General features: G+C 39.2%; 12 protein-coding genes. 9 read left to right on the top strand and 3 right to left on the bottom strand.

Annotated features, from left to right (window positions below):
- Nucleotides 1–116: 116 nt before the first annotated feature.
- Both AC6JA8_RS18030 and AC6JA8_RS18025 read left to right on the top strand, forming a co-directional pair.
- Nucleotides 117–1,232 carry an SPASM domain-containing protein gene (locus AC6JA8_RS18030; RefSeq protein WP_497975046.1) on the top strand — a complete coding sequence of 372 codons (1,116 nt, stop codon included), beginning with the start codon at nucleotides 117–119 and terminating at the stop codon, nucleotides 1,230–1,232.
- A complete protein-coding gene (locus AC6JA8_RS18025) occupies nucleotides 1,229–2,443 on the top strand; it encodes an amidohydrolase family protein (protein WP_497975045.1) in 1,215 nt (404 codons plus the stop codon). Before AC6JA8_RS18030 ends, AC6JA8_RS18025 begins: the two co-directional genes overlap by 4 nt.
- Here the strand turns inward: AC6JA8_RS18025 and AC6JA8_RS18020 are convergent.
- Nucleotides 2,435–3,238, bottom strand: coding sequence for a hypothetical protein (locus tag AC6JA8_RS18020; RefSeq protein ID WP_497975044.1), 804 nt, complete (start codon nucleotides 3,236–3,238; stop codon nucleotides 2,435–2,437). The genes AC6JA8_RS18025 and AC6JA8_RS18020 overlap by 9 nt on opposite strands.
- Before the next feature lie 188 nt (nucleotides 3,239–3,426).
- Here AC6JA8_RS18020 and AC6JA8_RS18015 point away from each other — a divergent pair, with 188 nt between their 5' ends.
- On the top strand, nucleotides 3,427–3,963 hold the full coding sequence (locus tag AC6JA8_RS18015; protein ID WP_497975043.1) for a hypothetical protein: 537 nt from the start codon (nucleotides 3,427–3,429) through the stop codon (nucleotides 3,961–3,963).
- Here the strand turns inward: AC6JA8_RS18015 and AC6JA8_RS18010 are convergent.
- Nucleotides 3,960–6,530 carry a M16 family metallopeptidase gene (locus AC6JA8_RS18010; protein WP_497975042.1) on the bottom strand — a complete coding sequence of 857 codons (2,571 nt, stop codon included), beginning with the start codon at nucleotides 6,528–6,530 and terminating at the stop codon, nucleotides 3,960–3,962. The two genes, AC6JA8_RS18015 and AC6JA8_RS18010, sit on opposite strands and share 4 nt — an antisense overlap.
- A 106-nt stretch (nucleotides 6,531–6,636) precedes the next feature.
- Between AC6JA8_RS18010 and hemW the strand changes: the two genes are divergently transcribed.
- Nucleotides 6,637–7,752, top strand: a complete 1,116-nt coding sequence (gene hemW / locus AC6JA8_RS18005) for a radical SAM family heme chaperone HemW (RefSeq protein WP_497975041.1) — start codon at nucleotides 6,637–6,639, stop codon at nucleotides 7,750–7,752.
- Here the strand turns inward: hemW and AC6JA8_RS18000 are convergent.
- A complete protein-coding gene (locus AC6JA8_RS18000; RefSeq protein ID WP_497975040.1) occupies nucleotides 7,698–8,699 on the bottom strand; it encodes a glycosyltransferase family 2 protein in 1,002 nt (333 codons plus the stop codon). The genes hemW and AC6JA8_RS18000 overlap by 55 nt on opposite strands.
- Before the next feature lie 64 nt (nucleotides 8,700–8,763).
- On the opposite strand from AC6JA8_RS18000, the gene AC6JA8_RS17995 reads away from it, so the two are divergent.
- Genes AC6JA8_RS17995 through AC6JA8_RS17975 form a run of 5 tightly spaced genes read left to right on the top strand, consistent with a single transcriptional unit; the run spans nucleotide 8,764 to nucleotide 12,615 of the window.
- Nucleotides 8,764–9,777: a hypothetical protein gene (locus AC6JA8_RS17995; protein WP_497975039.1), complete on the top strand. Its 1,014-nt coding sequence runs from the start codon at nucleotides 8,764–8,766 to the stop codon at nucleotides 9,775–9,777.
- Complete coding sequence (locus AC6JA8_RS17990; protein WP_497975038.1) at nucleotides 9,774–10,805, top strand: hypothetical protein; 1,032 nt, start codon at nucleotides 9,774–9,776, stop codon at nucleotides 10,803–10,805. The genes AC6JA8_RS17995 and AC6JA8_RS17990 overlap by 4 nt, the downstream gene beginning before the upstream one ends.
- Nucleotides 10,792–11,103: a S24/S26 family peptidase gene (locus tag AC6JA8_RS17985; protein WP_497975037.1), complete on the top strand. Its 312-nt coding sequence runs from the start codon at nucleotides 10,792–10,794 to the stop codon at nucleotides 11,101–11,103. Before AC6JA8_RS17990 ends, AC6JA8_RS17985 begins: the two co-directional genes overlap by 14 nt.
- Complete coding sequence (locus AC6JA8_RS17980; protein ID WP_497975036.1) at nucleotides 11,100–11,861, top strand: ABC transporter permease; 762 nt, start codon at nucleotides 11,100–11,102, stop codon at nucleotides 11,859–11,861. Before AC6JA8_RS17985 ends, AC6JA8_RS17980 begins: the two co-directional genes overlap by 4 nt.
- Nucleotides 11,854–12,615, top strand: a complete 762-nt coding sequence (locus tag AC6JA8_RS17975; protein WP_497975035.1) for an ABC transporter ATP-binding protein — start codon at nucleotides 11,854–11,856, stop codon at nucleotides 12,613–12,615. The genes AC6JA8_RS17980 and AC6JA8_RS17975 overlap by 8 nt, the downstream gene beginning before the upstream one ends.

Genomic DNA, 12,615 nt, shown 5'->3' with positions numbered 1-12,615 from the left:
ATGTGCTCAATTTTCTCTAGCTGCTCGATGGCTTCCTCGCGGTGAGTCTTTGTTGACTTTGATCTTTAGATCATAGAATAATTACTGAGAACTAGTAAAGCGCCCTCGGACATTCCATGGTTGATCATTCTCTCGACATTCTGGAGCAATTAAAAAATCAATCACACACCGTTGATCAAGCGTTTTCATCTCGTGAGCTCAGCAAATCCTCGTTCTGTGTAATGCCCTTTGTGAATATTATCCTGGAACCCAATGGAGAAGTTGGAGTTTGCAGACATAAAGGTACTAAGTTTACTTTTGGAAATATCAAAGACCAAAGTCTTGATGAGATCTGGCAATCAGAGCGAATGCAGGCGTGGAGACAAGAGCTTCTTTCTGGTGAAGTAGATGTTTGTAAGAAAGAACTCATCGATATGAAGTGCAATCAGTGCCCGGAGCTCAACAAGCTTCTGCCAATGGCCGAACTTGATGTTAAAAATCCAAAAATTCTAAGACTGACTGCGAATCTTAACGGCAAGTGCAACTTGCAATGCCAAATGTGTGATGTGTGGAAAATGCCTAATGGTTTCTACACCGAAGAAAACTTCTGGAAGCCAGCAAGAGAGAGATTTTTTAAAGATATTCAGGAAGTAGATTTACTCTCAGGTGAGCCTTTTATCCAGGCAGATACTTATAAGTTGATTAACGAAATAAGTGCCGTGAACCCAGATTGCCAATGGACTTTTACTACTAATCTTCACTGGAAGCTCACAGATAAGATCAAAGAGCAGTTGGATAGAATTAAAATTAAGAATATGATTCTTTCTATCGATAGCTTGGATCATGCGGGTTATGCCAAAATTAGACGTCTAGGGGATTTAAGTTTTGTCCTTAATAACGTGGAAGAGCTTCTTCGTTATCAAGAGGAAAGAGTAAGCAAGGGACTCGGCTCACTTAGCTTGAGGCTTAATTGTGTTGTTCAGCAAGACAATTGGCATGAAATGAAAAATATCATCAAGTTTTGCATTGAAAGAAAGATCATCCCTTTTGTGACCTTTCTTTATTTTCCAGAGAGTTTCTCTCTTCTTAGTTTGGAGCATGAGGAAAGAAAAAAGATTCTGAACTTTTATTTTGAAACCTTAACTCCAACAGAAATGATCTTTGCTCAAAGAGTTGTCAGGCCATTGGTCCGCTCACTTGAGAAAATGGATTACATTCAGTTTTTAGATAAAATGCGCGAGTCTTCGTTGTGATTGCAGTCTTTCTTTCTTTTCTTTTATCTTATGCCCACGCCAGTGAATTAAATCTTTTTCCGAAAGCTTATTTTGACTCTGAGAAAGGGGAGATGGTTTATGGAAAGGTTATTCAGATTAAAGACGATAAGATTATAGGAATCCTTAAGCGCGATCAGGTAAAAGATGTCACTGAGTTAAAGGATATGTACCTGCTTCCTGGCTTCATTGATTGTCATACTCATCTTCTTTTGGCCCAATTAAAGGGTGAGACAGAGTTTGAGGATACGCTTACAAGAGAAGCTCGTCTGGGTCCGGAAAAACGAATTGAAAGGGCAAAAGGTTTTTTAAAAGACTATTTAAAAGCTGGTTTTACAAGTTTGTGTGATCTTGGGAATTCAGGGCGATTTCTTGATGTTCAACTTAGAAAACAGACGGAGAGTGATAAGAATTTTCCCCATCTATATGTTTCGGGTCCAGGGATTGCTACTAATAAGGGGCAATTTCCAGCAAAAGCTCAAATGAGCGACTTTAACAATGAGTACTCGATTGTTAATGCCAAGACAGATGTGGATAAGCTTCTACAAGGTTATTTAGATCAAAAAGTAGATATCTTAAAAATATATTTAGACAATAATCCAGGCGCTGGATCAATGGATGAAGCCCTTTTAAAAAAGATTCTTTCTAATTCTAAAAGTAAGAAATTTAAAAAGATCACCTATCATGCCTCAGAATTAAAAAGTTTTGAGTTGGCCGAAAAATTAGGTATTCAAAGCTTAGAGCACGCCAATCAAATAACGTTGACGAAAAAAAAATCATCTCTTCGTTACATCACTCCGACGGATCAAGATAGCGAGACACTTAAAGAATTCAGTTATTACCGTGAACCTTTTTATAGGGCACAATCTCAGAGGCTAAAGGAGCTTTATCAAAGAAAGTTTGTGCTAGTTTTTGGGCCGGATTTTTATTTTCATAATCCACCAGTCTTTAACCGTGCTCTGTATGTGAAGCGCACACTTAAAACTTATCTCGAAGCCAATATCCCAAAAGTGGAAATCCTACGTGCGCTTACTTTAAATCCTGCAAAATCTTTAAGAGAAGAGAATAAGGTAGGAGTGATTAAAAAAGGTGCTTATGCCAATTTAATTGGTTTCAAGAGAAATCCATTGGAAACCTTTGATGTTGTTTTTGAGGAACCGATGGTGATTAACAGAGGTTCTTTTCTAAAGTAAACCCAACTCTTCCGCTGATTTTATAAGTCTTTGTGAAGTGGATGGCGTGAGGTGGTCTTCGGATTGCTCAAACAAAAATCCCATATGCTTTTTCATTTGCTTAGGATTGTCTGTCGCTTGATTGCTAAAGCATCCCCATAACTCCCAGGCAATAATCCTTTCCATGATGGCAGAATTGTTAGTGGAAATTTTTCTATTGAGAGGAAGGTAGCAGATTTTATTGTAAAAAAGACAATAAACAGTGTCACTTTTCGGACACTTCTTATGGGCAATCCCGTAATTGTCGAGATAGTAACGGTATTCTTCAATAAACTTTTGATCTTCACCCAAAAGAGCAGCGACAACGGCAGGCAATTCTTCCAGTGAAGAAAGACGAGTGTCGTGAGGAGTTACTTGATTGAGTGTGTATGCGATTTTTTCAGGTCTTTGTGGGAGTGTTTTTTTACTCCAGTTGGCCATTAAAAATTTATGAAGGAAAACAACTCTATCGGCGAGCTCAATTTGTGGGGCCACTTGATACTTATTCATGAGAACAGGGTCTCGTTTAAGCTCTAAAGGGTTTATCAGCAAAAGCAGTGTGCGATCTCTGGATTCATCGAAAAAGACGACTTCACCCATAACTGGTAAAAGCTTTTTGATTTTATCGTGGGTTTTAATCAGGCTTAAAAAGAGTTCAGGTGCCCCCTTTTTTACCATAATGGTGACATCAATATCGCTCTTTCCAAAGGCCCAGTAACCTAATTTAAGTGAGTTTCTGAACCAAATATCCACAACTTCTGGATGTCTTCTGCGCATGAAGAGGGCATAAGATTTAAAAATCAAAACATAGATCTGATAGAGCATACACTAAGAGTAAAGAGCATCGTCTATATAATCAAGGCGCCCAAGGAAATAATTTCCAGGTTCTTTTCTGTCTCGAGAATATTGTAACATTTAATATGGCCACCAGGTTTTTGAAGGTGGCGATCAGGAGGGAAGAGTCGATGTCTGATAGCGCGAAACTGATTCTCGATGGCAATTTGCAGGTCTTTTTTTATGATCACTTGCAAGAATTCAACACTCGTTCACTTTCTCCTCTGTCCACTGAAACAATTTTTTATTCAAGCCTTGTGATGGATCGCTTTGGGAACTCGGACAAATTCTTTGACCAAGTTAATGGACGCGCTCGCGAGAAAATCCTTGGGATTAAATTAATGGAGTCCAGTCAATTTCCTCGAGAGTTGCAAAAGAATGCACTCAAAGAGATTGCCGAAATGTCGTTACTTCTTTGTGGGTATTTTTACGACTCACTCAATAAGAAAATCATCGATGTTAAATATTATGAAGATGTAGGAAAGATTGCTTACACCAAGCTTAATTCATTCTGCCCGAGTGCTTATGATGTCCCGTCGTTTTATAAGAGGATGGCATCGAATTTTTCAGATGTCACAATGCTCATGAGTCTGGTCTCCAAGAAATACTCTAAAGAGACCGACCCGGCATTACCTTGGTTGATCTTGAGAGATCGGCAAGTCTCTTAAGACTTTACCGATCTTCCAACTACGATCGTGTTCCACTTTTGAGAAAGGATTTTCTTGATATTGGCCTGGAAAGCTTCATATTGAAGATCTTCGATCTCTTTGTTGCTTCTGTGGTAATAATCAAGTCCTTGTCCTTGAAGAACTGGAACTGAATAAACGCTCGCAAAGTCTTCGTTTGTCTGAACGTTAATTAAATTCTGACCTTTGATCATGTTTTTAATACGAGTGAAGTCTTCTTCTGGCAGACCATGCTCTTTGATTCTGTTGATGATGTCCTTAATCGCTGCGATTGCAGGATTCACCTTATCAAATCCAGACGCCATATAAATCCCGAAGTATCCACCTTCAATTGCTGAGAAGTGAACTGGCTGAGCAGAGTAACAAAGACCCTGGCGGTCTCTTACTTCTACGAAAAGTTCAGAAGACTGACCTGAAAGGTGAGTCGTTAACATTTTCAGGTATAAATTCTCAGGTGAACCCATTTTCCCACAAGGGATACCGTAGAAGATTTGAGTCTGCTCACGGTTAAATGGGATAAAGCTTTCAACATTAACTGTAGATTTATACTTTTTGAAATTAACTTTTTGAGTCTTTCTTGCAGGAAGTTCTGCAAAAAGAGGCTCAAGCATTGCTAGAACTTCTTGAAGTTCAGCGTCCCCACAGTAAGTTAAAACCAGCTCTTTTGTTTTAAGGTTTTTCTTATGAGTATCAAGTAAAGACTTCTGTGTAATCGACTTTAAAGTCTTTTCTGTTCCAATCGGGCTTAAAGCATAAGGGTGAGTTCCAAAGAAAAGTCTTTGAACTTCTTTGAAACATTGTTTAACCGGATCTTCTTTCTGGTTAACGAGTGCTCTTTGAGCGAGTTGTTTTTCGTGGTTTAAGTATTTTGTCGGCATATCAGGAGAAACCAGGGCCCCTCTAAAGTGTGGGAAAAGTTCCTGAAGATTGTCGCTTAATCCATGCATTAGAAGTCCGTAAGCATTTTTCCCAGAGAATCCAGAGATGCTTGAAGATTTTTCTTCCAATGATTTTTTAATTTTATCGAAGCTGATTTTATTGTGACCTTTTGTCAGCATGGCACTGATTAAGTGATAGCTTCCGTTTGTTTTAACAGTTTCTTCTGTAAGTCCGCCGCGAAGGTAAGCTTGAAGAACGAAAGTTGGAGTCATTTTATTCTGACGGTAGATCAGAGATACACCTGGCTTAATTTTAACCAGTTCAACTTGCTGATCTGAGTTTGATCTGTCGATTTTGTATTTTGCTTTAGCAGTTCCGCCTAAGCTTGCTTTAAGTTCTTTTAATTTTTTTTGGAAATCGGCCAGGTCTTTTTTAGTCTTTTGGACATTGGCCTCTTTTGGAAGCTGGATGCTGATATGGACATCTCTCATGAAGATTTTCTTCAATGATTGATTAACTGCATTTGGAGATGTTCCTTTAATTTTGTCGATAAATTCTTCTTCGCACTTGATGTCGCCGTTTTGAGCGTAACTGTGCCCTAGAGAAAAAGCGTAAGACTCGATTGATTCTCTCTCATAAATTTTAGATGAAAGGTATTGGTTTTTAATTTTTGCCACTTCATCGTTTCCAAGACCTTCGTTTAAAGCGTCTTTCACTGTCGATAAAAACTTCTTTAGAAGCTCTGGCATGTTCTTATGAGGGAAGACCAGTCTGATAAAATGTGCTCCACCTTTGGCCATAAACATAGTTGATGAAGAAGCGACGTTTGCCAGGGTCTTATCCAGTACAAGGGCGTTGTGTAGTCTTGATGTTTCACCAAAACCTAAACAGTTAATCGCCAGGTCTTCAGCTGCAGCTTCTTTTTCTGAGTAAGTTGGAGACTTAATCACCATTGTTAAAGTCGACATACCCACTTCTTTCTGGTGCATGTCAGTTGTCGCTTGAGATTTCAGGTCGAATTCAGGGAAGTCACTTTGAGGTCCTTCCGGTAATTGATATTTTTCAATTGTTTTGATGAGTTCTTCTTTTTCGCTCATGTCACCGGCAACGATTAAAAGAGCGTTTGAAAGATTGTAGAAATTATTTCTGAAGTAATTAAGCTGAGCGATTGAAAAGTTTTTAATTGTGTCTTCTCGCCCTAAAATTTGGTGAGCATAAGCACCTTCAAAGGCAGAGTTTTGAAGTCGTGCGAAAGCAAACTGGCTTGGGCTATCGATTGATCTTCTAAATTCTTCGAAAACCACATTGCGCTCAGGGATCAGGTCTTCTTCTTTGAACATTGGGTGAGACACCATGTCTAGAAGGATATCAATTGAATTCCCCATTTTTGTATTGGGAGTGTTGATGTAGTAACAAGTATAATCGAATGATGTGAAGGCGTTGATCTCTCCACCGAAAGACTCAACATCGTGAGCGATCATGGCCCCAGGTCTTGTCGCCGTTCCTTTAAAAAACATGTGCTCAAGAAAGTGAGCAATTCCTTCGTTATCAGTTTGCTCTAAGGCACTTCCTGCTCTAAACCAGATTTGTACAGTTCCGGCAGTTGAGCCTGGCTGATGAACAAATAGGGTCTTAAGCTTGTTTTTTAAAGTGGACATCTCGTATTGCATAATAAAATTCCTTTAAACTTTTAATCTAGAACCAAACGTCTTATTATAGTCCCTAAAGGAAAGTATCTCCTAATAGAATTTCTCTATAAAATGGAAGTAATGTTTGATGTCTAATCCCGTTTCATCCCTCTATCTCCATTTTCCATTCTGCAGACATTTATGTAACTATTGCGACTTTTATAAAAAAGTTCCGACTGATAGAAGAAATGACCTTGCGGGTTTTCATGAATATATGGAGAGCGCAGCAATAGAGCACGAAAAGCTGATGAAAACGAACGGGTGTTTGTGGGCACCGCTTAAGACTCTTTACATTGGAGGGGGAACACCTTCTTTGTGGGGAAGTGAAGGCAGTGCTTTTTTGCAAAGCTTACTAAAAAAACATCATATCGAATTAGCTCCAGATTGCGAATTTACCCTGGAAGTAAACCCGGGAAGCTGGGATAAAGAAAGCCTCGCTCTGTGGGAGAAGGCCGGAGTGAATCGTTACTCTCTTGGGATTCAGTCTCTTCAAAAAGAAGCTATTAAGTACCTCGATCGCGTTCATAGCATCGAAGATGTTTACGAAACATTGCAATTTTTCAAAGAGAAAAAAGCCAACTTCTCGATGGATTTTATGCTGGGGCTTCCATACTCCCAAGAAATGAAGCGAGATGTAATTGGCGAACTTAAAAAGGCTTTAGAATACAACCCGTCACACTTTAGTGTTTATATCTTAACGGTTAAAGATAACTACACTCACTATAAGGCCTTGCCGAGTGAAGAGTGGATTGAAGACGAATTCATGAAGGTGGCAGAGTTTTTAAAGTCCGAAGGTTTTGTTCATTACGAAGTTTCTAATTTTGCAAAACCTGGTTTTGAATCCAAACACAACTTGAATTACTGGAAGTCAGAGTCTGTGGCGGCCATCGGTCCTTCGGCGACTGGCTTTTTAAAAGAAGCAAGGCTTCGCTATAAATGGAAAACAAAAGACGCGAAGGTTGAGCTTGAAGAATTAGATGAAGAGGCTTTCCGCTTAGAGCAAGTATATATGGCCATGAGATCTTTTGAAGGGGTGACACCGTCGTGGTTTAAAGATGAATCAGTCTTTTTAGGATTGGTTGACAAGTGGACTAAGCACGGATGGGCCGCTCTTGAAAATGATGGAAAGCTAAGGCTGACAAGTAGAGGTTACTTGCTGCTTGATTCGTTGATGAATGACCTGTTTTCTTTGAAGTTATTGTAGAAAAGCGGGCCAAATTTCCATAGACCTTTTGAAAGTCCAATCGCATAAGCACCAAGAATAAAATAGTGCATGAAGATGTATTTGAAGCTAAATGACTTCCAGACGATAACCCTGTAAAGAGCGACAGTCAGGGCGTAAACAGCAAAGACAAAAATCAAAAAACTCTGCGGGTGAAACACCAGCCAGAGAAAAGATAAAAAACTCACAAGCGGTAAAAAATAAATCAACTCCTTTCGGTTAGGGAGGGTTACGAAATTAAGCACGCGGCATTCGCCACTTTTAATAACGGCAGCTCCAAGCTTTTCCAGGTTTTCTTTGCGCAGGTGATAGACGTAATTTTTTGGAGAATAGTGCAGAATCTTGCCTTTTTCTTTTAATTCTTTAAGCAAAAAGTTCTCTTCATTTCTAAAAAGATCAGCATTAAATTTAAAGCCCTCTGCATGAAAGAGTGAGGTTTTCATCCATAGGTTACAAAGAATCAGTTCGCGCTCACTTGAATCCGATGAATACCTGTCTGTTTTAGTATGTCTTTTGTAAGTTGGCCCCATGCAAAGTGGGGAAGAGAGCACTTCTCCAGTGAGTTTTTGAAAAACGCTGGCGCTCTTTGGTGTTTGATCTGGGCCACCAAGAACATCCCACCCGTTGTCGAAATTCAGGTGCGAGAAGTAGTCAGGAGGCAAAGTGCAGTCATCATCGAGGAAAAATAAGTACTCACCGCGGACCTTTGTCACGCCAAAGTTGCGGGCAGCGGCCGGGGTTGTTTTGTGAATGAAATGAAAAGAGTAGTCTTTGTAGATTCGCGAAAATCTTTCAACGTTTGTGCGGTCACCATTAAAAACCACAACGACTTCAAACGAATGCGAAGTAGGGCTTTTTCGAATGGATTCCAGACACTGAACAAGCTCCTTTTGCCTGTTGTAGGTCACGATGACGATACTGTATTTCATGGGCATAGATTAAAGAAAGATGATGTCATTGTCATGAGGAAAGTAGTGACGTTACAATAATCTCATGAAACTTTTTTCACTCTTAATTTTTTGTATTTCTCTTGGCGTCTGGGCCAACGTGCCCGACTCAGAAGTTGTAGAGACAGCAAAGACAGCTGACGGCAAAACGTTAGTGGAAAATAATAAAGTCTGGTACGGAAAAGGTTACGATCAGAATGCTTACGAAGCATTAAAGGCGCAAATCGGTTGGGTTTACCCCATCTACTCAAGAGTTCAGCATTCTAAAAAAATCCAAGGCACTCAAGAAGGCTACGATGTTTTTTATGACATTAATGCTTTAGGGCAAAGAGTTTATGAGGTGGTAGCACCGAAGAAAAAACATCTTATTTTAGCAGGAGACTCTAATACTTTCGGGTTAGGGCTTCCCAATGAAGAAACTCTGCCTGCTCTTTTTACGAAATCATGGATAGATTACCACGCTTATAATTTTGGCCATGGCGGGGGCGCCCCTCACAATACTCTATCTCTTATGGAGAATTTCCCATGGGATAAAGAGATTAAGGAAAGCGAAGGGCAATTTGTTTATATTTTTTATCCAAACTGGATGTCGATGAGAGTCATTGGAACTAAAAGTTACCTGACTTGGGATAGGGGGGATAGCCCTTGGTATGCTTTGGATAAAGGAAAGCTCGTGAGAAAAGGCAGCTTTAATGACCGCCTGCTTACTCACCTTTTAAAATTTTTGTCTTTTATTGATGTGTTTAATTGGATCGGTGATCTTCCAAAAATAAAAGCATCAGACATGGATTTGGTAGCAAAAATTTTAGTGAAAATGAATAATGAATATTTGATCAAGTTTCCGAAGGGGAAATTTACTGTTGTTATCAGTAACTATCATGAAACAAAAAAAGATTACGTCAAAGAACTCGATCGACTTTTAAAACTTTATAAAATTGACACGGTTTTTATCCATTTAAATCATCCAGAAAGCCCACGCTATCATTTGGTAGATCATCACTTTAATTACGAAGGCCAGAAAATGACGGCCCAGGATTTAATAGGAGTGCTTAAACCATGAAGCCTGCCTATTTTGAATTTTATGGTCACAAAGTTAAAGTAGAGTCGGAAGTATCTGAGCTTCTCTCTTTACTAAAAAAAGATTTTTCTGTTTTTGCACAAGATGGGGAAAAGGGAGTTGCTGATTTTACTCTTCAGGTTTATTTAACCGATCCTCCTCTTGAGCAAATTCCCAATGTTGTTTGCACTATGCAAACAATCAATTCGATTTGTTATGACATCCATGATGTACGCTATTGTGATTACTATGGAGAGTTGCTGGTTATTCTTAACAAGAAAACCAACAGCGCTAAAATGTATGCTAAGAATATCTCAAAGATTCATGAGGTGAGCTACCTTTTGATCCTTTCACGCATTGGAAAGCGTATGGACTTAAGTGGGCTTCATAAGCTTCATGCTTTTAGTGTTGCCTACAAAGACCTGGCCTTGGTTTGCATGATGCCAATGAAAGGTGGTAAGAGCACGCTTTTGATGGAGTTTCTAAAAGACTCTCGTTTTAAAATTATTTCTGATGATATCCCGCTTGTTGATTGGCAGGGCCATATCAGACCTTTTCCAATTAAGATTGGCCTCAGTGATAAAGCAGTAGAGTTAAAAGTACTCAATCCTGACGAAAATTATTATTTCATGGATAGAGGCCAATACGGAAAGAAAAAACTTCTCTCGCTTAAAGGTCTTCCTGGAAAAGTCGTTGAGATAGATAGATCTTATGAAAAAGTTCTTTTGATTGAAGCTTTCCGCTACAACTCGCGCACCTCAATTTTAAAAGACTCAAGCTTTCTTTCGACAGGAAAAGGATTACTCAAGCATGGAATCATTGGCTTTGGTCTGCCAATGGTTATTGAGTATTTCTGGGAAAATGGTTGGAGAGATTTTTTAACCAAGACGAAAATCTTCTGTTTTCGTTGCATTGGTTTTGGAGCGTTATTATTCAGAGCTAAACGCATGAAGCTTTTTTTAGGAAGAAACCCTGAAGAGGCGGCAGAAGTGATTATGAAATACATTGCGGCCAATTATGAAAAAATATAGAGTTGTCTCCGGCTCTATGATGCCGGTCATCCCCATTGGAATGGAGATTTTTTTAGAAGAGGTGAGCTTTCCCGACCTAAAAAAATTCGACATCATTGTCTTTAATGACTCGGGCAAGTACACTTGTCACTATATATGGCATATCAATAAGCACCTGGATCAAGGGATGATCATCACCAGAAACCTGGATGGTTACAAGTTTGATGACCCGTTTGCTTTTGATCAGGTCGTTGGGAGAGTGACCAACGTCAAACTTCCTCTTTGGATAAAACTTAAACTCCTTTTTTGGGTTAAATGAAACAGCTGGAAAAACTGCTCTTTCTTACTTATTTTCAAATGCGCTCAAAGTATCGCAAGACTTTGGCCGGATTCGTATGGGTCATTGCCTATCCCATTATCAGCTTTATTATTCAAGCGACTGTTTTTGATAAAATCTTAAAACTCAACATTCAAAACTATCCACTGTTTCTACTCTCGGGACTTCTGCCTTGGGTTTTTATCAGTCAAAGTGTGACGTCTTTTGCAAGTTCTTTAGTTCACTCTCGCGAAGTTTTGTTAACTTTTAAAGTTCATCCCAATTACATCATAGGGGCCAATGTCCTAGATAATTTTTTTAATTATTTGGTGGCGACTTTGATTCTGATCGTTGCCTTAATGGGGTTGGGGATGATGAGCTTTTCTTTGCCTCAATTAGTGCTGTTTCTTTTGAGTACAATAGTGCTCTTAGTTTTTGGATTTTTTTTAACAATGATTATCAGCTTTCTTCACGTTTTTTACAGAGACATTCAGTTCGTATCGACCTTTTTACTTGGTCTCGCTTTTTTTGTGACACCGATTTTTTATTCGCGCGATTATCTGGAAGCAAGTTTCCCGTGGATTTTAAAGATCAATCTTTTTTATCCTCTGATCGCTCTCTTTCAAAACTCTCTTTATGAATTAAATACAGAGGCCTGGCTAAATTATATGGGAATCAGCTTGGCGATTGTCGCCGGTCTTGGACTTACACTGGCCTTTCTTTTTAACAGAAAAATGAAGGATTTTTATATCAATGTCTAATGAAGTTATCTTAAGTGTAAAAGATTTCTCCCTCTCGTATGAGGCAAAGTACTACCGCGCCCATAATGTGAGAGATCTCTTTGTCAGCATGCTTAAGAGTCCTATTAATTATTTTCTCAATGCTCCTGACCGCTTATTGGTATTGAGCAAAATTTCTTTTGATGTAAAAAAAGGGGAACGAGTAGGCATTTTAGGGGCCAATGGTGTTGGGAAAACCTCTCTTTGCCGTTATCTTTCAAAGATCATTGCTTCGGATAAGATTTTGTTAAATGGCGAAGCACGCGCCATCTTTGAGACAGGACTTAATATTTATCCTGAGCTGACAGGGCGAGAGAATGCCGTTTTATTATGTGAACTAATGTATACCAACATTTCACGTCCGGAGAAAAAAGCTCTGGTAGAAGAAGCGATCCTTTTTAGCGACCTTAAAGATTTTGCAAATGTTCCTCTGAAAAATTATAGCAAGGGAATGAAGGCACGCCTTTTCTTATCTCTTTTGACGGCTAAAACATCAGACTTGATCATTCTGGATGAGGTCCTAGGTGGGACCGATCAGTTTTTTGCAGAGAAATTAAATTCCAGAATTAATAAAATGATTGAAGGAAGTGGAGCCTCGATTATCGTCTCTCACAACCTCGATGAAGTGTCCCTTCTTTGCAACCGAGTGATCGTTTTATCTGACAGATCCATCGCCTTTGACGGAAAGACTAAAGATGGCATCGACTTTTATAAAAATATGCTCCCCGCTCAATAG

This window comes from Bacteriovorax sp. HI3, assembly GCF_059738875.1.
Note: the sequence above shows the minus strand (reverse complement) of the source record. Positions and strands in the feature narration are given on the sequence as shown.

Coding starts and splice junctions, on each gene's coding strand:
- AC6JA8_RS17975 (WP_497975035.1), top strand. CDS start 11,854: ATGTCTAATGAAGTTATCTTAAGTGTAAAAGATTTCTCCCTCTCGTAT.
- hemW (WP_497975041.1), top strand. CDS start 6,637: ATGTCTAATCCCGTTTCATCCCTCTATCTCCATTTTCCATTCTGCAGA.
- AC6JA8_RS17995 (WP_497975039.1), top strand. CDS start 8,764: ATGAAACTTTTTTCACTCTTAATTTTTTGTATTTCTCTTGGCGTCTGG.
- AC6JA8_RS17985 (WP_497975037.1), top strand. CDS start 10,792: ATGAAAAAATATAGAGTTGTCTCCGGCTCTATGATGCCGGTCATCCCC.
- AC6JA8_RS18030 (WP_497975046.1), top strand. CDS start 117: ATGGTTGATCATTCTCTCGACATTCTGGAGCAATTAAAAAATCAATCA.
- AC6JA8_RS18000 (WP_497975040.1), bottom strand. CDS start 8,699: ATGAAATACAGTATCGTCATCGTGACCTACAACAGGCAAAAGGAGCTT.
- AC6JA8_RS18015 (WP_497975043.1), top strand. CDS start 3,427: ATGTCTGATAGCGCGAAACTGATTCTCGATGGCAATTTGCAGGTCTTT.
- AC6JA8_RS17990 (WP_497975038.1), top strand. CDS start 9,774: ATGAAGCCTGCCTATTTTGAATTTTATGGTCACAAAGTTAAAGTAGAG.
- AC6JA8_RS17980 (WP_497975036.1), top strand. CDS start 11,100: ATGAAACAGCTGGAAAAACTGCTCTTTCTTACTTATTTTCAAATGCGC.
- AC6JA8_RS18010 (WP_497975042.1), bottom strand. CDS start 6,530: ATGCAATACGAGATGTCCACTTTAAAAAACAAGCTTAAGACCCTATTT.
- AC6JA8_RS18020 (WP_497975044.1), bottom strand. CDS start 3,238: ATGCGCAGAAGACATCCAGAAGTTGTGGATATTTGGTTCAGAAACTCA.